Source organism: Nitrosovibrio sp. Nv17, from assembly GCF_900119085.1.
Classification (GTDB): Bacteria; Pseudomonadota; Gammaproteobacteria; order Burkholderiales; family Nitrosomonadaceae; genus Nitrosospira.
Map to the genome: position 1 here is coordinate 197,640 of NZ_FPIQ01000001.1, position 20,160 is coordinate 217,799.

Annotated in this window: 21 protein-coding genes; 6 read left to right on the plus strand and 15 right to left on the minus strand. The window is 63.6% G+C overall.

What is annotated here, in order from left to right; genetic code table 11:
• Position 1 precedes the first annotated feature (1 nt).
• The 4 genes from BT108_RS14035 (at position 2) to mgtE (ending at position 4,265) form a co-directional block, all read left to right on the plus strand.
• Positions 2-889: an energy transducer TonB gene (locus BT108_RS14035; RefSeq protein ID WP_255369555.1), complete on the plus strand. Its 888-nt coding sequence runs from the start codon at positions 2-4 to the stop codon at positions 887-889.
• Positions 890-959: 70 nt separating this feature from the next.
• Positions 960-1,778 (plus strand): shikimate dehydrogenase, encoded by an 819-nt coding sequence (gene aroE / locus BT108_RS00855; protein WP_072292651.1) that lies wholly within the window; start codon positions 960-962, stop codon positions 1,776-1,778.
• Positions 1,779-1,914: 136 nt separating this feature from the next.
• Positions 1,915-2,556, plus strand: coding sequence for a monofunctional biosynthetic peptidoglycan transglycosylase (gene mtgA / locus BT108_RS00860; RefSeq protein WP_218184792.1), 642 nt, complete (start codon positions 1,915-1,917; stop codon positions 2,554-2,556).
• A 266-nt stretch (positions 2,557-2,822) separates the two neighbouring features.
• Complete coding sequence (mgtE, locus tag BT108_RS00865; RefSeq protein WP_072292652.1) at positions 2,823-4,265, plus strand: magnesium transporter; 1,443 nt, start codon at positions 2,823-2,825, stop codon at positions 4,263-4,265.
• 25 nt (positions 4,266-4,290) lie between these two features.
• Here the strand turns inward: mgtE and lysA are convergent, their stop codons facing one another.
• The 9 genes from lysA to BT108_RS00910 form a co-directional block, all read right to left on the minus strand.
• Positions 4,291-5,547, minus strand: a complete 1,257-nt coding sequence (gene lysA, locus BT108_RS00870; RefSeq protein WP_072292653.1) for a diaminopimelate decarboxylase — start codon at positions 5,545-5,547, stop codon at positions 4,291-4,293.
• Positions 5,544-5,660 (minus strand): LPS translocon maturation chaperone LptM, encoded by a 117-nt coding sequence (locus tag BT108_RS14240; RefSeq protein WP_083566076.1) that lies wholly within the window; start codon positions 5,658-5,660, stop codon positions 5,544-5,546. The genes lysA and BT108_RS14240 overlap by 4 nt, the downstream gene beginning before the upstream one ends.
• Before the next feature lie 97 nt (positions 5,661-5,757).
• Positions 5,758-6,477 carry a M48 family metallopeptidase gene (locus tag BT108_RS00880; protein ID WP_072292654.1) on the minus strand — a complete coding sequence of 240 codons (720 nt, stop codon included), beginning with the start codon at positions 6,475-6,477 and terminating at the stop codon, positions 5,758-5,760.
• 5 nt (positions 6,478-6,482) lie between these two features.
• The gene (locus tag BT108_RS00885; RefSeq protein WP_072292655.1) at positions 6,483-7,241 is read right to left on the minus strand and encodes a lysophospholipid acyltransferase family protein; all 759 of its coding nucleotides are present in this window, start codon (positions 7,239-7,241) and stop codon (positions 6,483-6,485) included.
• An 8-nt stretch (positions 7,242-7,249) separates the two neighbouring features.
• The gene (locus BT108_RS00890) at positions 7,250-7,783 is read right to left on the minus strand and encodes an HAD-IIIA family hydrolase (RefSeq protein ID WP_072292656.1); all 534 of its coding nucleotides are present in this window, start codon (positions 7,781-7,783) and stop codon (positions 7,250-7,252) included.
• 1 nt (position 7,784) lies between these two features.
• The gene (gene glyS, locus BT108_RS00895; protein ID WP_072292657.1) at positions 7,785-9,908 is read right to left on the minus strand and encodes a glycine--tRNA ligase subunit beta; all 2,124 of its coding nucleotides are present in this window, start codon (positions 9,906-9,908) and stop codon (positions 7,785-7,787) included.
• Complete coding sequence (gene glyQ, locus BT108_RS00900) at positions 9,901-10,809, minus strand: glycine--tRNA ligase subunit alpha (RefSeq protein ID WP_072292658.1); 909 nt, start codon at positions 10,807-10,809, stop codon at positions 9,901-9,903. The genes glyS and glyQ overlap by 8 nt, the downstream gene beginning before the upstream one ends.
• 47 nt (positions 10,810-10,856) lie before the next feature.
• Positions 10,857-12,362 carry an apolipoprotein N-acyltransferase gene (lnt, locus tag BT108_RS00905; RefSeq protein ID WP_072292659.1) on the minus strand — a complete coding sequence of 502 codons (1,506 nt, stop codon included), beginning with the start codon at positions 12,360-12,362 and terminating at the stop codon, positions 10,857-10,859.
• A gap of 5 nt (positions 12,363-12,367) precedes the next feature.
• Positions 12,368-13,555, minus strand: coding sequence for a sensor histidine kinase (locus BT108_RS00910; RefSeq protein WP_083566077.1), 1,188 nt, complete (start codon positions 13,553-13,555; stop codon positions 12,368-12,370).
• A gap of 275 nt (positions 13,556-13,830) precedes the next feature.
• Here BT108_RS00910 and BT108_RS00915 point away from each other — a divergent pair, with 275 nt between their 5' ends.
• A complete protein-coding gene (locus BT108_RS00915; RefSeq protein WP_255369556.1) occupies positions 13,831-15,045 on the plus strand; it encodes a M23 family metallopeptidase in 1,215 nt (404 codons plus the stop codon).
• Between the two features lie 68 nt (positions 15,046-15,113).
• Positions 15,114-16,211 (plus strand): anhydro-N-acetylmuramic acid kinase, encoded by a 1,098-nt coding sequence (locus BT108_RS00920; RefSeq protein ID WP_083566085.1) that lies wholly within the window; start codon positions 15,114-15,116, stop codon positions 16,209-16,211.
• Here the strand turns inward: BT108_RS00920 and erpA are convergent.
• From erpA to rplM, 6 genes are all read right to left on the minus strand, one after another.
• A complete protein-coding gene (gene erpA, locus BT108_RS00925; protein ID WP_143142326.1) occupies positions 16,208-16,567 on the minus strand; it encodes an iron-sulfur cluster insertion protein ErpA in 360 nt (119 codons plus the stop codon). The genes BT108_RS00920 and erpA overlap by 4 nt on opposite strands.
• Before the next feature lie 87 nt (positions 16,568-16,654).
• Positions 16,655-17,071, minus strand: coding sequence for a bactofilin family protein (locus BT108_RS00930; protein WP_072292663.1), 417 nt, complete (start codon positions 17,069-17,071; stop codon positions 16,655-16,657).
• Between the two features lie 10 nt (positions 17,072-17,081).
• Positions 17,082-17,828: a DUF6776 family protein gene (locus BT108_RS00935; protein WP_255369557.1), complete on the minus strand. Its 747-nt coding sequence runs from the start codon at positions 17,826-17,828 to the stop codon at positions 17,082-17,084.
• 205 nt (positions 17,829-18,033) lie between these two features.
• On the minus strand, positions 18,034-19,062 hold the full coding sequence (gene argC, locus BT108_RS00940) for an N-acetyl-gamma-glutamyl-phosphate reductase (RefSeq protein ID WP_072292664.1): 1,029 nt from the start codon (positions 19,060-19,062) through the stop codon (positions 18,034-18,036).
• 243 nt (positions 19,063-19,305) lie between these two features.
• Positions 19,306-19,698 (minus strand): 30S ribosomal protein S9, encoded by a 393-nt coding sequence (gene rpsI / locus BT108_RS00945; RefSeq protein WP_072292665.1) that lies wholly within the window; start codon positions 19,696-19,698, stop codon positions 19,306-19,308.
• A 4-nt stretch (positions 19,699-19,702) separates the two neighbouring features.
• Positions 19,703-20,137, minus strand: a complete 435-nt coding sequence (gene rplM / locus BT108_RS00950; protein WP_072292666.1) for a 50S ribosomal protein L13 — start codon at positions 20,135-20,137, stop codon at positions 19,703-19,705.
• Between the last annotated feature and the right edge of the window lie 23 nt (positions 20,138-20,160).

Consider the following 20,160-nt stretch of genomic DNA (forward strand, 5'->3'; position numbering starts at 1 on the left):
CATGGCGATGGACGCAGCATTCGGGGTGCATGCGGGGCGCCGGGGTCCCGCGGGGCGGCTGAAAGCGGCGCTGTCGATTTCGATCATTCTGCATGTGGCCGTCCTGTTTGCAGTTTCCTTCAAGCTTCCCCGCCTTGAAATCGACAGCGTGACCGGGCCGCTGGAGGTGGTGCTCGCAGGCAGCCGGCCTGAGCCGGAATCCGTGTCCGCCACGGCGTCGCTGCGGCCGCGTGCGAGCAGGCGGGACAGCGCGAGCGACACGGCCGGGACGGTCGTAGGCTCCACTCCGCCATCCGTGGAGTCCGTGCCTGCCGCCGTGGAAGCTGCTGATCCGGCTGGACAGGAGGCGGCGCCCGCGGCGGCTGCGCCTGAGGAGGATCCGGCCGCCGAGCGTGGCATGGACGCGGATCCCGATACCCTTGCCCCCGACCGCTTCGGGCTGAGTGCGGGAGACCTAGTGCAGCGCGGCCTCGAGATCGCCCGCATGCAGGCCCGAGCCGGACGCGAGCATGAGATCCAGCGTCCTCCCCGGCACAGGTTCGTCAGCGCCCGCACGCGGGAATACCGCTTCGTGCGCTACATCGAGGACTGGCGCCTCAAGGTGGAGCGGATCGGCAATCTGAACTATCCGGAGGCGGCGCGACGCGAGGGATTGCACGGCAGCCTGCAGTTGACCGTCGGCATCCGATCCGACGGCGCGCTCGAATCGATCGAGCTCAATCGTTCATCGGGTGAGAGGGTGCTGGACGAGGCGGCGGTACGCATCGTCAAGCTGGCCGGGCAGAACGGATTCGCGCCGTTCCCGCCGGACATCGGCCGCGATACCGATGTCCTGTACATCACACGCTTCTGGGTATTCACCCGAGCGGATGAACTGACGAGCCAATGAAGGCTGCGCCCCAGGTAGGGAATCGGACGGTTTCGGACATGGGCCCCGCTTTCCCCGGAGCACCGGTTTCATGACCGACCTGTACGCCGTTGTCGGCAATCCCATTGCCCACAGCCGGTCGCCATGGATCCATGCGCAGTTTTCGCGACAAACCGGCCAGGACATGGTCTATGAGGCCATTCTTGCGCCCCTGGGTGAATTCGCTCCGACGGTGGCGGATTTTCGTGGGCGTGGCGGCAGGGGAATGAACGTCACGGTTCCGTTCAAGCTGGAGGCGTGCGCGCTTGCGAACCGCCTGACCCCGCGGGCCAAGGCCGCCCAGGCCGTCAATACGCTGGTCTTCGACGGAGAGGGGGTGCTGGGCGACAATACGGACGGCGTCGGGCTGGTACGCGACATTCGCACCAACCTGGGGTTTCCCATCGCGGGAAAGCGGGTGCTGCTGATGGGAGCGGGTGGCGCCGCCAGTGGAGTGATCCTGCCGCTGCTGGAGCAGGGCCCCCGGACACTGCTCATTGCCAACCGCACCCGGCAAAAGGCGCATGCCCTGCAGCAGCGATTCTCCTGCCATGGGAACGTGATATCCGGGGACTATGAGGATATCGGCGGGGAGTCGTTCGATCTCGTCATCAACGCCACGTCCGCCAGCCTGGCCGGTGAGCTGCCACCGCTGACCGCCGGCATCTTTTCCACCGGAGCCATGGCCTACGACATGGTGTACGGCGGCACGGGTACGCCTTTCCTGGATTTCGCCAGGCAGCATGGGGCATCCCGTCAGATCGACGGTGCCGGCATGCTGGTGGAGCAGGCGGCGGAATCGTTTCTCGTCTGGCGCGGCGTCAGGCCGGAGACGGGCCGGATCATCGACCGGCTGCGGGCTGCGCCATGAGCGGCAAGGCTCCCGGTGCCTGCCCGGGGATGCTGGACCGGCGTCCCGTTCCCGCCAGGCATCCATTCCGCCGTTGAGCGTGCAGGCGCGCATCCGGCGCTGGCTGTGGCGGCTTTTTCTGATCCCGCTCGGGGGAATGCTGCTCTATCAGTCTTGGATTTTCGGCCATGTGGTGTATTGGAACACCCATGATCCCGCCACCAGCGCATTCATGCGCAACCGCCTGGAGGAGGCGCGGGAGAATGGCTCCCAGGCTCGGCTCCATCTCCAGTGGATACCCTACGAACGAATCTCATCCCACCTGAAACGGGCAGTCGTCGCGGCGGAGGATGACCGGTTCATGATGCATGAGGGCTTCGACTATGACGCCATGCGCAGGGCCCATGAGAGAAACCTGAAGGCCGGCAGGCTGGTCGCGGGCGGATCCACCATCAGCCAGCAGCTTGCCAAGAATCTGTTTCTTTCCGCCAGCAGGACCCCGTGGCGCAAGGCCCAGGAGGCGGTCATCACGCTGATGCTGGAAGGCGTGATGTCGAAGCGGCGCATCCTGGAGATCTATCTCAACGTCATCGAATGGGGGGATGGAGTGTTCGGGGCGGAGGCGGCCATGCGCCATTATTACGGTATTTCCGCCGATTCCGCCGGCATGGAGCAGGCGGCTCGCCTCGCCGCCATGATCCCCGATCCGCGCTACCATGATCGGCATCGCGATACTGCGGGGCTGAAGCGGAAAATGCGAGCCATCCTGGCGCGCATGGCGGCCGCGCGGATTCCGTGACGGCTTTCCCGCATCCCTGGAGGAGGCATGATGCATCGGCTTCTTTTCCACCGGAACCGCGGTATTCCCGTTTGACATGATACCCGGTTGGCCGGCGGGTAGCGTACGATGCCGATTCGTCCGATGTTGTGCCGATGAAGTTAACGGCAACGAAAAGAATCATTGCAGGTCTGAAACCCCCATGAGATAAAATCCGGGCGATCATGCCGCCGGCTCGGCGTCCGGCGGCGGTACCTGCACGATTCCACACGCCAGAGCGACCAGAGATGACCAAAGCGAGCAATCTCAGGAAAACCGAGAGTCTGCAGGAGACCCTGCGGCGCCTCACGCACCTGCTGCACAAGCACAAGCTGGTGGAAGGGCTGGTGCATACGCAGCACATGCCGCGCCGCGATCTGGTCGAAGCGCTGGTGCACAAGCAGAATCTGGCGGAACTGCAGAAGCTGCTCGACGAGCTCCATCCGGCCGACGTGGCGCACATCCTGGAGGCAATGCCGCTCGATGACCGGCTGATGATCTGGGAACTGGTCAAGGCGGAGCGTGACGGCGAGATCCTGTTGGAAGTTTCCGACGCGGTGCGCGAGACGCTCATCGCCACGATGGACAGCGGCGAGATGCTGGCCGCCACGGGCCAGCTCGATGCCGACGAAATCGCCGATCTTGCTCCGGATTTCCCCCGCGACGTCATGGAGGATGTGTTCCAGTCGCTGCCGATGGAGGAGCGCGAGCAGTTGCGCGCCGCCATGTCCTACCCGGAGGACGCGGTGGGCGCCTTGATGGATTTCGATGTGGTCACGATACGCGAGAACGTCAAGCTGGAGGTCGTGTTGCGCTACCTGCGCCGCCTGGACGAGCTGCCCGATCATACGGACCAGCTGTTCGTGGTCGATCGGAACGAGCATCTCAAGGGCGTGCTGCCGGTGAACCGCCTGCTGGTGAGCGATCCCGACGCGACCGTGGGGTCGCTGATGACCACCGAGATCGTGAAGCTCCATCCCAGCGACAATGCGCATCAGGCGGCGCAGGCGTTCGAGCGCTACGATCTGGTGTCCGCATCGGTGGTCGATGGGGAGGAAAAGCTGGTGGGGCGGGTGACCGTGAACGAAGTGATGGATTTCATACGCGAGCAGGCGGAGAGCGATGCGTTGAATCTGGCGGGCCTGCGCGAGGAAGAGGACTTGTTCGCCCCGGTATGGAAAAGCGTGAGAAACCGGTGGACCTGGCTTGCCATCAATCTCGTGACGGCGTTCGTCGCGTCCCGGGTCATCGGCCTGTTCGAGGATTCCATCGAGAAGCTGGTGGCGCTGGCGGCGCTCATGCCGATCATCGCCGGCATAGGCGGCAACTCCGGGAACCAGACCATCACCATGATCGTCCGTGCCCTGGCCCTGGGCCAGATCAGCTCGGGCAACGCGCGCAAGCTGCTCGTCAAGGAAATTGGCGTGAGCGCAGTGAACGGGCTGGTCTGGGGGGGAGTGGTGGGGCTGTTCGCGTTTCTGATCTACGGCAGCGTTTCGCTCGGACTGGTGATGACGCTGGCAATGATGCTGAACCTGCTGCTGGCGGCCCTGCTGGGTGTGCTCATTCCCCTCACTCTCAACCGGCTCGGGCGCGACCCTGCGGCGGGGTCGAGCGTGATGATCACGGCTGTTACCGACAGCGGCGGTTTCTTCATTTTCCTCGGATTGGCCACCCTCTTTCTGCTCTGATCCACGGTCCGCCGGCAGGCGCGTTTCAGGGCAGCATGCTTTCGTCGGCAAACAGCTGCTCGACGGATTCGCGCCGGCGGACGAGGCAGGCCCGATCACCATCCACCATGACCTCGGCGGCGCGCGGGCGGGAGTTGTAGTTCGAACTCATGCTCATGCCGTATGCGCCGGCGGACATGACGGCCAGCAGGTCGTCCTGCGACAGCGGCAGCTTTCGATCGCGCCCCAGGAAGTCGCCGGTCTCGCAGACGGGCCCGACGATCTGGTAGATTTTTCCGCGGCGGCGGTTGCGCATCACCGGCAGGATCTCATGGTAGGCATCGTAGAGTGCCGGGCGGATGAGGTCGTTCATGGCGCCGTCCACGATGGCGAAATTCCGGTGGGGTGTGTGCTTCAGGTATTCGATGCGCGTGAGCAGCACCCCGGCGTTTCCGATCAGCGCGCGGCCGGGCTCGATCAGGATGCGATGGCGGGAATGGCCTTTGGTTGTGGCGCACAATGCGGCGACGTATTCTCGTACTGCGGGAGGGGTTTCGTCCGAATAGCGGATGCCCAGGCCGCCGCCCAGGTCCAGGTGCTCGATCGGCAGCCCCAGCGCTTCGAGCCGGGTCAGCAGGCCGAGCATTTTTCCACTGGCCTCGGCGAAGGGGGCAAGGCCGGTCAACTGGGAGCCGATATGGCAGTCCAGTCCCGTGATGCGCAGGTTGGGAAGCCGCCGTGCACGAGCATACAGTTCCTCGGCTTCGCCGAAGGGGATACCGAATTTGTTCTCCTTGAGTCCGGTGGAGATGTAGGGATGGGTGTTCGCATCCACATCCGGATTGACCCGCAGGCTCACCGGCGCGATGCGTCCCGTTTCGCCCGCGACCCGGTCCAGCGCCATCAGTTCCGCTTCGGATTCGACATTGAAGCTGAGTATGCCGGCGGCGAGTGCCGCGCGCATCTCCCCGGCCTGCTTGCCCACACCGGAAAATACGATTTTTTGCGGATCCCCTCCCGCCTTCAGAACGCGCTGGAGTTCGCCTCCGGAGACGATGTCGAAGCCGCTGCCGAGGCGGGCGAGCAGATTGAGAATGGCAAGGTTGGGGTTGGCCTTGACCGCATAGCATACCAGGTGGTCGCGTTCCTCGAAGGCGGCATCGAACTCGCGGTAGGCCGCAACGATGGCGGCGCGCGAGTACACGTAGCAGGGGGTGCCGAACTCCCGGGCGATGTGCTCCAGCGCGACCGACTCCGCATGCAGTCTGCCGCGACGATAGTCGAACCAGGGGAAGCCGCTCACTTCTTCTTTGCTTCAGGTTGCGGGGAGTGCTCTTGAGGAAGATAGAGGGGCCCTTTGAGCCCGCAGGCGCCAAGCAGCAGGACGAGCATAAGGGCGGAGCAGAATCGACGCATGGGAAATGACGGCAGGGCCGGCCAGGTTGATGGGAGATATTAGCACATCGGGCTGTGGGTCAGCCGGACAACCTGGGGATATGCCCGATCCTGCGGTTTAACCGAGTCTTCCCAGCGCCTTCCTTGCCTGCAGGTAGTCCGGATAGATGCGCTCCACCGTTTTCCAGAAGGCGGGGGAATGGTTCATTTCGATGAGGTGGGACAGTTCATGGGCAATCACGTAGTCCACCAGATGAAGCGGCATCCGGATCAGGCGCCAGTTGAGGCGCACGATGCCGCGTGCGCTGCAGCTGCCCCACCGGCTCCGGGCCCGGGACAGGCGCAGGGGCGGCACCCCGATGCCGAGCCTGTCTGCATAGAGTGCGAGGCGCTCGCCGAAGCATGCCCGTGCCTCGCGGTCGTACCAGTCCATCACGAACGTTTCGATCCGTCGGGCATCGAGTGCGCACGGCAGCGGCAACGGCATCTGTCCGTCTTCGACAGCCTTCGTTGTCGTTCGGACAGGGTGCATCCGTATGCCGCCGGCAGGAGTCGCCACCACCTGCCAGGATGCTCCCAGCAATGGAAACATGGCACCTTCCTCCCATCTCGGCTCGATGGATTCCCGGCTGCGCCATTCGGCGAGCTTTGTCAGCACCCATCCAGTCTTGCCCAGCAGCGCCGATTCGATTCGGTAGAGTGCCATTCTCGGCGGAGCGCTGACGGTCAGGCCGCGGTCGTCGATCCTCAGGCCGATCGTCCTGCGGGCGCGCCGCACCAGGGCATAGGCGATCTCTTCGCCATTCAGGTGGATGCGGCGAGTCTCGCTGGCGGGCATCGATGCTACCTTTCCGGCACGGGGAGGGGAGAGGAAGCGTCAGGGGGAGGTGTCTGCCTGTCGTCGAGCCGCATCATTTCCGCTTCGATCCATTCTTCCACGCGTGCATTGAGATCCCCCGGCTCCATTCCTTTCGGGTCGATCGGCGCGCCGATGCTCACGGTGATGGTGCCGGGGCGCTTGATGAAGGCGTTCCTGCCCCAGAACGCACCTGCGTTGTGGGCGACCGGCACGACCGGTGCGACGCTATGCGTGGCGAGCCAGGCGCCGCCGATGTGATACTTGCCCCTTTCCCCCGGTGCGATGCGCGTGCCTTCCGGAAAGATCACGATCCAGAAGCCGGCCTGCAGGCGATCCCTGCCTTGCTCGACGATCTGCTTCAATGCCGTCTTTCCCGAGCTGCGGTCGATTGCGATGGGGCTGTTGAGTGCCAGGCCCCAGCCGAAAAACGGGATGCGCAGCAACTCTTTCTTGAGTACCCATACCTGGGGAGGAAAAATCTGCTGGAATGCAAGGGTCTCCCAGGCGGACTGATGCTTGGAAAGGACGATGCTCGGCTGCCCGGGGATGTTTTCCCTGCCGATGACGCGATACCGTATGCCACAGACGCGGCTCAGCAGAAACAGCATGAGGTGGGCCCAGCCGGAGGTGATGCGGTAGCGGTGCAGGGGAGGAAGCGGAAACGCCGCCAGGACGATCAGGAAATAGAGCGGCGTAATGATGGCCTGCAGCAGGACATAGAGCGTGGCGCGCAGCAGCAGCATGGCTGGCCTCATGATGCCAGGGCGTCGACGGCTGCTGCAAGGTTGCGAAAGACCCGGGTGTTTGCCGGCAGGTCTCCCTCCGATCTGGTTTTCCTGCCTCTGCCGGTCAGCACGAGCATCGGGGCGGCGCCTGCCGCCGCCGCTGCCTGCAGGTCGCGGAGCGAGTCGCTTATCACGGGTACGCCGTCCAGCGTCACCCCGAAGCGCTGCGAGATTTCGATTAGCGTGGCGGCGATGGAGGCATGTTCGGCGCGAGGGGATGTCGCGGCACGCGCATGGAAGAATATCGCATCGATACGGCCACCGGCCTGGCCCACCGCCTTCCACATCCTGTCATGGATCGCGTTGAGTGTCGCCATGTCCGGCAATTTGCGGGTGTCGCCGGCTTGATGGGCGGCGACCACGATCCGATAGCCTGCCTGCCCGAGGCGCGCAAGGGCGTCCAGGCCGCCGGGGATCGGTTTCCATTCGTCCGGCGCGCGCAGCGAGGTGTCGATGCCATGAGCGATGACGCCGTCCCGATCCACGATGGCGAGCTTCATGTCAGGTCGCCAGGCGGGAAATATCGGCCACCCGGTTCATCTCGCGCTGCAGGCGGACCAGCAATGCCAGCCGGTTGGCGCGCAGGACGGGATCGGGCACGTTCACCATGACCTGGTCGAAGAAGGCGTCCACCGGCTCTCTCAGCGCCGCGAGCTGCCGCAGGGCATCGTTGAATTCCCCCAGATCGATCAAATGATCCACCGTGGGAGCGATCCGGTTGAGCGTATCCTGCAGCGCGTGCTCGGCGGGCTGTTGCAGCAGGTCGACGGTCAGCGTCGCGTCCGCCTCGTCCCCCGCCTTCTTGAGGATGTTGCCGACCCGCTTGTTGGCTGCGGCGAGGCTTTGTGCTTCCGGCAGGGCAGTGAAGGCGCGTACGGCCTCGAGGCGCGCCCGAATGTCGTTCAAAAGGCCGGGGCGGCTGGCGAGGACCGCATCGACCTGCTGGAAGGAATAGCCCTGCTCGCGCAGCAGACCGGATATCCGCTCATGGATGAAGTCGGGCAGGCGAGTGCAGGCTGCGTCATCCAGGGGCACTGCCCCGGCGAACGCCGTCCGCGCCATTCCGAGCAGTGTTTCCAGGGAAATGCGCAGCCCTTTTTCCATCAGGATGCGCCCGATACCCAGGGCGTGGCGGCGCAGCGCATAGGGGTCCTTGTCGCCGGTCGGGATCCGCCCAATGCCGAACATGCCGACCAGCGTCTCCAGCTTGTCCGCCAGCGCGACGCAGGTGCCAACCGGCCCGCGCGGCAGTGCATCGCCTGCGAAACGCGGCCGGTAGTGGTCCTCGATGGCATAGGCGATCTCGTCCGGCTGCCCGTCGTGCCAGGCGTAGTAGCGTCCCATGATACCCTGTAGCTCGGGGAATTCGCCCACCATGCCGGTGAGCAGGTCCGCCTTGGAAAGGTTTGCGGCGACCCGCGCCTGTGCCGCGAGTTCCTCATCCCCCAGTTCCACCGCGATCGCATGCGCGATCGCGGCGATCCGCGCCACGCGCTCGGCCTGGGTACCGAGCCGGTTGTGATAGACCACCTTGTCCAGGCCGGCGCGCCACGCGTCCAGCGGTTTCTTCCTGTCGTGATCGAAAAAGAACCTGGCGTCCGCCAGGCGCGCGCGCAGCACCCGTTCATTGCCGGAGACCACCTCGGCAGGATCCGCGGGACGGATGTTGGAGACGATCAGGAACCGGGGCTGCAGCCTGCCTTCCGCATCCAGCAGCGGGAAATATTTCTGGTTCGTCTTCATCGTCAGGATCAGGCACTCCCGGGGAATGTCCAGAAAGGCGTCATCGAATTTCCCCGTCAGGACGTTCGGGAGTTCGACCAGTCCCGTCACTTCATCGAGCAGTGCCGCATCCCGCACCGGGCTCGATCCCGGGGCGGCCGACACGGCGTCGAGCTGCCGGACGATCTCGTTGCGGCGCGCCGCGAAGCCGGGGATGACCCTGCCTTCGCTCTCCAGTTGGTCCGCGTAGCTGTCGGCGTCCCGCAATACGATCGGGCTGACCCTGGCCTCGAATCGATGCCCCTGTGTCTCGCGCCCCGCGCTCAGCCCGAGGGCGCGCACCGGCACGACATCCCTCCCGTGCAGGGCAACCAGGCCATGCGCGGGCCGCACGAAGTCGACGCTGCTCCAGCCGTCGGCCAGCTGATAGGTCATCGTCCGGGCGATCGGCAGTCCGGCGAGCGCCGCATCGAGGGCTTTCTGCAGCCCCGCAGCCAGGGGGATACCCGGAATGAGGCGGTCCAGATACAGCATCTCGGTCTTGCCGTCGGACATGATCCTGAGATGCGAAGCCGGCATGTCTGCCGCATCGACGCCAAGATCGGACAATTTCTTGCGCAGGGCGGGCGTGGCCTGGGCTGCGGTATCCAGACCGATGGACGACGGCATCAGTCTTAGCGGTGTGGAGGTATCGGGAGATCTCGGGGCGACTCTCCCGAAGTGCGCTGCCAGTCGTCGCGGCGTGGCGAAGGCGACGACCGGCGCGCCGTCCTCGATCAGGTTCTGGACCTGGAGGCTTGCCGCGAGCCCCTGCGCGAAGCTGTCGCCGAGCTTCTGCAGCGATCTTGGCGGCAGTTCCTCGACCAGCAATTCGACCAGCAGATTCCGGACGGTACTACTCAAGGGCGGCCTCCGCCGATGAAGGGCACCAGGCGCGGGGTGCCATCGGGAATCCCAGGCGTCTGCGGCTTTCGTAGTAGGCCTGTGCCACGCCGCGTGCGAGGTCACGGATGCGCCCGATGTAGGCCGCACGCTCTGTGACGGAAATCGTTCCGCGTGCCTCCAGCAGATTGAAGACGTGGGCGGCTTTCAGCACCTGCTCGTAGGCAGGCAGCGCCAGCGCGCAGCCTACCAGGTGTCGGCCCTGGCGCTCATGGCTGTCGAAGGCGGCCAGGAGGAAATCCGCATCGCTGTGTTCGAAATTGTAGGCGGACTGTTCGGCTTCATTCTGGCGATAGACGTCGCCGTACGATACACCCTTCGTCCATGTCAGGTCGTAAACGTTTTCCACGCCTTGAAGATACATGGCGAGCCGTTCCAGGCCGTAGGTGATTTCGCCGGTGATCGGCCTGCAGTCGAGTCCGCCAACCTGCTGGAAGTAGGTGAACTGGGTGATTTCCATACCGTTCAGCCAGACCTCCCAACCCAGGCCCCATGCCCCCAGTGTGGGGTTTTCCCAGTCGTCTTCGACGAAGCGCACGTCGTTGCGTGTCAGATCCAGCCCGAGTTCGCGCAGCGATCCCAGATAGAGATCCAAGATGTCGGGCGGTGCCGGTTTCAGCACGACCTGGAACTGGTAGTAGTGCTGCAGGCGATTCGGGTTCTCGCCGTAGCGTCCGTCGCGGGGCCTGCGGGCGGGTTGGACATAGGCGGCTTTCCAGGGTTCCGGTCCCAGGGCGCGCAGGAAGGTGGCCGTGTGCGACGTCCCTGCGCCCACTTCCATATCGTACGGCTGAAGCAGCGTACACCCCTTGTTATCCCAGTAGTGCTGCAGGGCGAGTATGGTTTCCTGGAAAGTGAGCATGGCCGGGATGGATTGGGTGGTGGACGTCTTCTGTTGGCACGGCGATTTTACAGGTTTTTGCGCAGGCCACGAACAATCGGCAGGCAACCCGCGGCCAACAGCATGCCCGCCAGCAAGAGGAACAGGCCATTGCCGTAACGCACGTAGGGGGTTGCGCCGGCGTAACCCTGTGCCATTCCATGCAGCACGGTGGCGGTAAACACCTCCGCCTCCTGTCGTACCCGGCCGCGCGCATCGATGATGGCGGTGACGCCGGTATTGGTGGCGCGCAGCATGTAGCGCCCCGTCTCCATGGCGCGCATCTGCGAGATCTGCAGGTGCTGGCGCGGGCCGATGGAGCGGCCGAACCAGGCGTCGTTGCTGACGTTGACGAGCAGCGTGGCCTGTGGCAGCTGCCGGATGATTTCCTCGCCGAATACGTCTTCGTAACAGATGTTCACCGCGATTTTCTGCCCGGCAAGATGCATCGGCTGCTGGTAGGGGTCACCGCGTGCGAAGTCCGACAGGGGAATTTTCAACACGTCGATGACCCATCCGAACAGCGGCTTGAACGGGATGAATTCGCCGAATGGCACCAGATGATGCTTGCGATAGCGCTGTTCCGGGGCCGTGCCGAAACTGAACATGGCGTTGTAATACTCGCCGCCCACCTGCGGCGCCTCCACCATCCCGATCAGGATGTCGCCACGGTTCCGCCGGGCGTGCGAGGCCAGTTGTGCGAGGTACGCCGCCGGTACCTCGTCGCGGTATAGCGGGATCGATATTTCGGGGGTGACGATGAGGCGTCCGCTGCTCTCCAGCACTAGCCGGGCATAGGCCTCCATGGATGCGGCAAGCTGATCCTCCCGCCATTTCAGATCCTGGGCGATGTTTCCCTGCACGAGACTTACGCTGACCGGTTCGCCGTCCGGATCGGTCCAGGGAATCTGCTGCAAACCTAAGCCGCCGATCCAGATGGCCAGCAGGAGGAACCATTTCCGGAATGACTTCCCGGTCTGCAGGCCCAGCAGCGCCGCACTCAGTACGAGTACGAGCGAGACACCGTAGACGCCCATGAGGGGGGCGTATCCGGCCAGGGGACTTGCCGGCGCCTGGGAGTATCCCAGCGTCAGCCATGGGAATCCGGTGAACAGGACGCTGCGCAGCCAGTCGGACAGCCCCCACAGTGCGCCCGCAAGCAGCGACCAGGATACCGGCGAGGTGCTGCCCAGTTTCGCCAGTATCCAGCCCGTGACGGCCGGGAACAGCGCGAGGTAGGCGCACAGGATCAGCAGTGCCAGCACGGCGGCCGGCATCGGCATGGCACCGAAGTCGTGCAGGCTGACATAGATCCAGGTCACACCGGCGCTGAACAACCCCATTCCGAATGCGAAACCGAGGAGGAATCCGTGCAGAGGGGCGGCATGGCGGCGCCAGAAGTGGCAGAGCAGCGCAAGCGTCGCAACGGGTACCGGAAACAGGTAGAAGGGCGCGAAGCCGAGCACGGTAAGGATGCCCAGCAGGAAGGAACAGAAAGCTTTTGAACGAAACGTGGGGAATGTGCGCCAGGACACTGCCGTCAGGAATCCGGGTCCGCCGAGTGGCCGGGCAGCACCAGCCGGAAGATGGAACCGACGCCTGTCCCGGATTCGACTTCCAGCCTGCCGCCCAGGAGCCGGGCCGCCTCGGATGCGATGGCGAGTCCCAGTCCCACGCCCGGCTGGCCGTACGTCTCCCCTCGGCGGAAGGCATCGAACAGGTGCTCCAGATCCTCGCTTGCAATGCCCGGCCCCTGGTCGCTGACGCTCAGCGTCCAGCCGGTAGCGGCGCCATCCGCCTGGTTTCGGGCCTCTACCCTGACGACGCCGCCCGAACTGTACTTGATCGCATTGCCCAGAAAATTCTGCAGTACCAGTCGCAGCAGGCTGGCGTCGCCAATGGCGTGCGCATGTTCGGGCATGTCCAGACTCAGCCTGATGTGCCTGGATCGCGCTTCATGATCGAACTGGCCGACGATCTCCCCGAGCAGCGCATTCAGATCCACCGCCTGAGCGATTTCGCGCACGGGTTCATTGCGCAGCTGTTCCGCCTGCAACAGCCGATCCATGCCTTCCATCGTCTGCATGACGGCGTGCCGGACTGATTCGAGATTTGCCACGCTTTGCGTCAGGTTCGGCACGTGCGCAAGCCGGGTTTCGAGCATCTGGACGTGAAGCAGGGCATGGTGCAGATGATTCCGCAGATCGTGGGACAGGAAGGCGAGGTATTTTGCCTGGATCTCCGTGGCGATCCGGTTCCGCTGCTGCAAGTGCTCGATGAACTTGACCACCCCGCTTTGCAGCGCGGTATCCACGGCCATGTTCAGCGCGACGTTCTCGCGCATGGAGAGCCGATGGTCCATTGCCTCTGAAACCTGCTCGATGATCACTCGCCGCAGCAGCCGATACTCCACCACCAGTTCACGGATGTTGTAGTTTTCCTCGAAGCGGGATGCGCCATGCATTTTGCTGCCTTCCACCAGCGTGCGCGTGGTGCGCGGCGTGTCCGCGGCGAACGCGTCGATGATCTCTTCGAGTATGAGGGGAACCGAGTTGCGGAGCGCCTGCAGAGTGAGCGTGTCGGCTGCAGGCAGGGTCTGCACCACGGCCGCCTCCCACGCGTGCAGGATGGCCTCCTTGCGTTGCCGCAGGGCGGATGCCAGCTGCGGAAAGGTATGGTATGCCAGGAGATCGAGCGTCAGGTCTTCTGTGGACTCTTCCGTCGACATGTGATGTTCATTTCCAGGAGATGGTTTGTGGGAGGGGGCAATCACTGTGCCTCGCGGAATCCTGCATCGATGAGGGGGGTGGACACGGGGAACCCGAGGACGGGTGGATCGCATCCCCACATGCACGATGCGGATTTTATGCTAGACTTTCGGCTCTTGAACGCGAGGCAGGCATGTCAGGGAACGATACGGGTATTCTAGCGCACAAACCGCTTACGCTGACAAAAAAACGACTGCGGTGGCTGGTTCTGCTATCCAGTTTTCCGCTGTTCGGGATGATGGCTGCATTTGGCATCGCCCCCGATACCTCGACGGGCGCCCATCCCATCGAGAATGTCATCCGCAGTCTTGAACTCCCCGAGATCCAGCCGTTCGAAGACTATGACATGACGTTCTGGCGGCAGGAGCGCATCCAGGCGGGCGACACCATTGCAAGCCTGCTGTCCCGGCTCGGCGTCAACAATCAGGACGTGGTGGGCTTCCTACAGGATACCCGCGGGAGCAGGGGGGTGAACCAGCTGATCGCCGGAAAGGTTGTCCATGCACAGACCACGGCGGCAGGCGAACTGCGGCTGCTGCGCTATTTTTCCGGAGGCAGCGAACAGCTGGTGATGGAGAAGGTCGAGGGTGCCTTCAGGGTCAGCGAGCAGCCGGTCAGGTTCGAGACCCACATCCAGATGAAGTCCGGGGTGATCGACAGCTCGCTGTTCGCGGCTACTGACGGCGCCGGCGTGCCGGAAGGGGTCGCCACTCAGATGGTCGACATCCTGTCGTCCGACATCGACTTCCACCGTGATCTGCGCAAGGGGGACCGCTTCACGGTGGTCTACGACTCGCTGTACGGCAACGGCGAGCCCGCCCGACCCGGACGAGTGCTGGCGATGGAATTCATCAACCAGGGTACGCCCCATCGGGCGATCTATTTCCAATCCGAAGACGGAACCGGGGGCTATTATGCGCCCGACGGCAAGAACATGCGGAAAGCATTCCTGCGCACGCCGCTGGAATTTTCCCGCATCAGCTCGGGTTTTTCCAGCGGACGCTTTCATCCCATCCTGAAGACCTGGCGCGCCCACAAGGGCATAGACTATGCGGCGCCGACGGGGACGCGGGTAAAGGCGGCCGCGAATGGAACGGTTTCCTTTGCAGGCTGGAAGGGCGGCTACGGCAATGTCGTCATCCTGCAGCACCATGGACAGCATTCCACCGTTTACGGCCACCTGTCGGCCTTCGCCAAGGGGTTGCGCGCGGGGCAGCGCGTCAGCCAAGGCGAGGTCGTCGGCTACGTCGGCGCCACCGGGATGGCCACGGGCCCGCACCTGCACTACGAGTTTCTCGTGAACGGCGTGCAGCGCGACCCGACGCGTATCGCCATGCCGAGTGCGGAATCGGTTGCCGCCAAGCACATGCCGGCGTTCTATACGCACACGAAACCGCTGATGGCGCGTCTGGACATGCTGCGTGAAACCAGCCTGGCCTTCCTGGATTAGCCGCTGCCCCCGGCTGTGCGGGGCACAGGGCATCCCGCCATCCGGATGAAGGGGACATGCATTCCGGCATGAGTGTCCGTCATATCGGCCTCATGTCCGGGACCAGCCTCGACGGCATCGATGCGGTACTGGCGGATTTCGGCGCATCGCCGCCGCGGTTGCTGCATACCCGCTACCTGCCATATTCCCCCGAATTGCGCGAGCGACTGCTGGCGCTGGCCCGGCCGGGCGATGACGAATTGCACCGCGCAGCCGTGCTCGGCAACGAGCTTTCCCATCTTTATTCCCAGGCTGTGACCGACCTGCTGAGTGAATGCGGCCTGCAACCGCAGGCGGTGGCAGCCATCGGATGCCATGGGCAGACTGTGCGGCATTGCCCCGAGCCCGGAAGGCGCTATACCATACAGCTGTGCAACGCCGCCTTGCTCGCCGAGTTGACCGGAATCACCGTCGTGGCCGACTTCAGGAGCCGGGACGTGGCAGCGGGCGGGCAGGGGGCGCCCCTGGTGCCGGCGTTTCATCACGCTTTGTTCGCCCATCCGGAAATCCATCGGACGATCATCAATATCGGCGGGATTGCCAATCTGACCGGTCTTGCGTCCGACGGCGGGGTTTCCGGATTCGACTGTGGCCCGGGCAACCTCCTGATGGATGCATGGTGCCTGCGGCACACCGGCAGGCCCTACGACGAGGGGGGGGCATGGGCGAAGTCGGGCAGGATTCTCCCCGAACTGCTCGATGCACTGCTTGCGCACCCGTTCCTTTCCCTGCGGCCGCCCAAGAGCACCGGCAGGGAAGCCTTTGGTCCAGCGTGGCTGGCGCGGCATCTATCCGGGAACGAGGCACCGGCCGACGTGCAGGCGACCCTGTTGCAACTGACCGTCACAGCGATCGTGCAGGCGGTGCAGGCCGATTTTCCGGATACCCGGGAGATCTATCTGTGCGGCGGTGGCGTGCACAACAGGGCGTTGGTGGAGCGATTGCGTTCCGCCTTGCCCGGCAGGCCGGTGGAACCGACGGATCGGCTGGGCATTGACGCGGACTGGGTGGAGGCCTTCGCCTTCGCCTGGCTGGCACGGCAGATCCTCCTGAAGATTCCTGCCGGCCTTCCGGGTGTGACGGGAGCACGCGGCGCCCGCCTGCTGGGCGCGATCTATCCGGCCTAGACGGAAAACGAGGATCCGCAGCCGCAGGTACTGGCGGCACCGGGATTCCGGATGATGAACTGGGCGCCTTCGACGTCTTCCTGGTAATCGATCTCCGCACCGACCAGGTATTGGAAACTCATGGGATCCACCAGCAGCTTGACCCCGTTCTTTTCCATGATAGTGTCGTCTTCGGCGATCGTTTCGTCGAAGGTGAAGCCGTACTTGAAACCCGAGCATCCGCCGCCTGCGACGAATACCCTGAGCTTCAGGTCCTGATTCCCCTCCTCGTCGATCAGTTCCTTGACCTTGCTGGCGGCGCTATCGGTGAAAATGAGGGGCGTATGCGCTTCGGTCCCCGGATGTTCTCCAGCCATGATGCTCATCCTGCGGATGTCCGTGAAGGTGTCGCCCGTGAAAAGGCGACGCGGGATGGAAAATTATGCGTCTTCATCGGGCGAGCGTCAATCGCCATGTCCGGCGGCAACCAGTGCCAACACCTTTTTTTCGTGCTGGGGGTCGTGTTGGTGGTGCAGCATGCCGTCGACTACGGCACCCAGCTGAATCTCGATGGTCTTGTAGTGTATGTCGCCCGATATTCTGGCCCTGGGCTGCAATTCCACGTACTCGCTACCGTGCAGGGTGCCCGTCACCGCGCCGTTGATCACGGCGTGGGAGACACGGATGTCTCCTTTGATGGTGGCCTGGTCGCTCAGCACCAGGGTGCTGGGCCGATCCTCTGCCGCGACGATGTCCCCCGAGATGTGCCCATCCACGCGCAGCCCCCCGCTGAAGCGGATATCCCCGTCGATATGGGTACCCGAGCCGATGAGCGAATCGATATGATTCTGGGGTATGGCCGTTTTTTTGCCGCCAAACATTCTGCTTTCCTTATAGTGAAAGATTGACGCTCTGGGAGAGTCTCGCCTGCGCGACCCCTTTCTCGAACACCTTCACCTGCATGCTTTCCACTTGCGCATCCAGCGGCATGCGAAAACCGTTTTCTATGCGCTGGTAGAATTTGAAGTTCACATCGAACGTATTCGACGGATTCTCGCTGGCGAGCGGCGTCACCATCTTTTCACCATTTTGCCGGAAATGGACGATGAATTCCAGACTGCCCTTGAAATCCTTGACACGTTTCCCGCTCTGCACCAGCAGCATGCTGTAGCGGTATTCTCCCGGCAACTGGCCGCGTACCAGCTTCAGCTGGTTGATGAAAATCTGCTGATCGATCTTGCCGATGGCTGTTCCCAGATTCTCGAAGAACGCCAGTTCTTCCTTCAGGCGGGTATTCTCGTCTTCCATGGCTTTGACATGGCTGGCAATGTCCTCGCGCGCGACTGCATCCATCTGCAATTGGCGTTCCAGGGCCGCGATCTTCATGCGCAGCTCTCCATTCTCCTCGCTCAGGCGCGCATTCGAACGCGAAAGATGGTCCATCTCTTCGATGGTTTCCTTTTCGTCCGAATCCACTAGCTGGTGTCCCGCATCGTACATGCCCCAGGACAGCGCCAGGATGAGCGTGCAGGCGAGCAGGACGATGAGCCAGCGGATATACGCCGGCCGATGGGGACGCACCGTGACCCTGGGTGCGAAGATGCCCGACCGTCTTCTGCGCCGGGATGACTTGATCATGGCCGACGCTGCAGGCTGTGCGAGGCGGGGCCGGGAGTATCTACCTTGAACCGCCGTACCGCCGGTTCGCGTTCATTCCGGCAGACGGAAGCGCTCGACATGCCGCGGTTGCGGGCCTCGGAAAACCGGGCATGCGGATGCCGAGAATCGGGTGCATGCCTCATGCGGTCATTTCATGATACTGTATTTCCAGCCGCAGGGATCATCATGGAAGCAACGGCACCTGGTCGATCGCCAGGGTCTCCGGAAAACCGAACATGAGATTCATGTTGTGCACGGCTTGCCCCGCGGCGCCCTTGACGAGGTTGTCGGTGACCGAGAGCACCACTGCCGTGCTCCCGTCCTGTGGGCGATGCACCGCCATGCGGCAGATGTTCGAGCCGCGTACCGAGCGGGTTTCAGGGTGGCCGCCCGCGGGCAGCACATCCACGAACGGTTCGTCGGCATAGCGGGTCTCGTAGAGGTCTTGCAGATCGACGTCGCGAGTCAGCCTGGCGTACAAGGTGGCATGGATGCCCCGTATCATGGGAGTGAGATGTGGCACGAACGTCAGCCCGATCGACTTTCCCGCGATGCGGGAAAGTCCCTGCACGATTTCCGGCAGATGTCGATGTCCCGGCACGCCGTATGCCTTGAAGTTGTCCGAAGCTTCGGAAAACAGGGTATGCACCGCGGCATGGCGGCCCGCTCCCGAGACGCCCGATTTGGTGTCGGCGATGAGATGTTCCAGATCCACGATGCCTGCCTCGATCAAGGGCAGGAATCCGAGCTGGACCGCAGTGGGGTAGCAGCCGGGATTGGCGATCAGGCGGGCTTCTCGGATCGCGTCCCGATTTACCTCCGGCAAGCCGTATACTGCCTGCTCCACCAGTTCGGGGCAGGCATGCGACATGCCATACCACTTCTCCCATGCCGCGACGTCCCGAATGCGGAAATCGGCGGCAAGATCGATCACCCGCACTCCTGCATCGATCAGGGTGCGGGCCTGCTGCATGGCGATCCCGTTGGGTGTGGCAAAGAATACGACGGCGCAGTCGTCCAGCCTTGCTTCCGCCGGATCGCAGAATCTGAGCGACACATGCCCGCGCAGACTGGGGAACAGTTCCTCCACTGCCAGTCCCGCTTCCTTGCGCGAGGTGATCGTGCGTATTTCCACTTCGGGATGTCGCGTCAGGATGCGCAGCAACTCCACACCCGTATAGCCGGTGCCGCCCACGATACCGACCTTCAGCATGGCGCTTCCGGGTCAGCGGGGGGAAGAGGGTGGCGGATGGGCATTCTCACGGCGATGTGCGTCGTTGATATGGATGGTCGGGTTTGCGCGGTCGAGCCAGATCCGCCATGATAACGGGAGGCGCCCGGGGATGCAAAGCATCCCTGCGCGGGTCGGCATGGGCGAACCCCGGACGGAGCACGGAGGATGGGGAACCGCCTGCAACTGCACCCGGAGCCGTACGCTCCGGAACGCGGCGAGGTGCTAGCGTTTGGAGAACTGCTTGCGCCGGCGCGCCTTGCGCAGGCCGACCTTTTTCCGCTCCACTTCACGCGCGTCACGCGTGACCAGTCCGGCATTGCTCAGCACCGGCTTGAGGGCCGCGTCATAGTCGATCAGGGCGCGAGTGATGCCATGGCGTACCGCTCCCGCCTGTCCAGATTCGCCGCCACCATGGATATTCACGGTGATGTCGAAGCTGGTGAGGTTTCCGGTCAATTCCAGGGGCTGGCGCACGACCATGCGCCCGGTTTCCCGGGAGAAGAATTCGTCGACCGGCTTGCCGTTGACGATGATGACGCCCTTCCCGGGTTTGATGAACACCCGGGCCACCGCGCTTTTGCGGCGTCCGGTACCGTAGTTGTAGACTGTCCCCATGTTCTCAGGCCCTGACTTCGAGATGTCGCGGTTGCTGGGCGGCGTGCGGATGCGTGGCGCCGGCGTAGATCTTCAATTTCTTCAGCATGGCGTAGCCCAGCGGGCCCTTGGGCAGCATGCCCTTGACCGCCTTCTCCAGCGGCCGCCCGGGAAATCTCGCATGCAGCTTGGCGAAACTGGTCTCATAGATTCCGCCGGGATAGCCGCTATGGCGGTAGTAGGTCTTGGCGTTCGCTTTGTCGCCCGTGACGCGCAGCTTGTCGACATTGACGACCACGATGAAGTCGCCGGTATCCACATGGGGTGTATAGATGGGCTTGTGTTTGCCCCGCAGGCGCAGGGCGATCTCTGCGGCAAGGCGACCCAGAACCTTGTCCGCCGCGTCTATTACGAACCAGTCGCGGGTCACTTCATGGGGTTTGGCTGAAAAGGTTTTCACGATGCGTCCGTTTTTCCAGATTG

What these genes read in the sequence shown, in the direction of transcription:
- BT108_RS14035 (WP_255369555.1), top strand. Translation starts at nt 2, where the DNA reads ATGGCGATGGACGCAGCATTCGGGGTGCATGCGGGGCGCCGGGGTCCC.
- aroE (WP_072292651.1), top strand. Translation starts at nt 960, where the DNA reads ATGACCGACCTGTACGCCGTTGTCGGCAATCCCATTGCCCACAGCCGG.
- mtgA (WP_218184792.1), top strand. Translation starts at nt 1,915, where the DNA reads ATGCTGCTCTATCAGTCTTGGATTTTCGGCCATGTGGTGTATTGGAAC.
- mgtE (WP_072292652.1), top strand. Translation starts at nt 2,823, where the DNA reads ATGACCAAAGCGAGCAATCTCAGGAAAACCGAGAGTCTGCAGGAGACC.
- BT108_RS14240 (WP_083566076.1), bottom strand. Translation starts at nt 5,660, where the DNA reads ATGCGTCGATTCTGCTCCGCCCTTATGCTCGTCCTGCTGCTTGGCGCC.
- BT108_RS00880 (WP_072292654.1), bottom strand. Translation starts at nt 6,477, where the DNA reads ATGCCCGCCAGCGAGACTCGCCGCATCCACCTGAATGGCGAAGAGATC.
- BT108_RS00885 (WP_072292655.1), bottom strand. Translation starts at nt 7,241, where the DNA reads ATGCTGCTGCTGCGCGCCACGCTCTATGTCCTGCTGCAGGCCATCATT.
- BT108_RS00890 (WP_072292656.1), bottom strand. Translation starts at nt 7,783, where the DNA reads ATGAAGCTCGCCATCGTGGATCGGGACGGCGTCATCGCTCATGGCATC.
- glyQ (WP_072292658.1), bottom strand. Translation starts at nt 10,809, where the DNA reads ATGCTCACTTTCCAGGAAACCATACTCGCCCTGCAGCACTACTGGGAT.
- BT108_RS00910 (WP_083566077.1), bottom strand. Translation starts at nt 13,555, where the DNA reads ATGTCGACGGAAGAGTCCACAGAAGACCTGACGCTCGATCTCCTGGCA.
- BT108_RS00915 (WP_255369556.1), top strand. Translation starts at nt 13,831, where the DNA reads ATGATGGCTGCATTTGGCATCGCCCCCGATACCTCGACGGGCGCCCAT.
- BT108_RS00920 (WP_083566085.1), top strand. Translation starts at nt 15,114, where the DNA reads ATGAGTGTCCGTCATATCGGCCTCATGTCCGGGACCAGCCTCGACGGC.
- erpA (WP_143142326.1), bottom strand. Translation starts at nt 16,567, where the DNA reads ATGGCTGGAGAACATCCGGGGACCGAAGCGCATACGCCCCTCATTTTC.
- BT108_RS00930 (WP_072292663.1), bottom strand. Translation starts at nt 17,071, where the DNA reads ATGTTTGGCGGCAAAAAAACGGCCATACCCCAGAATCATATCGATTCG.
- BT108_RS00935 (WP_255369557.1), bottom strand. Translation starts at nt 17,828, where the DNA reads ATGATCAAGTCATCCCGGCGCAGAAGACGGTCGGGCATCTTCGCACCC.
- argC (WP_072292664.1), bottom strand. Translation starts at nt 19,062, where the DNA reads ATGCTGAAGGTCGGTATCGTGGGCGGCACCGGCTATACGGGTGTGGAG.
- rpsI (WP_072292665.1), bottom strand. Translation starts at nt 19,698, where the DNA reads ATGGGGACAGTCTACAACTACGGTACCGGACGCCGCAAAAGCGCGGTG.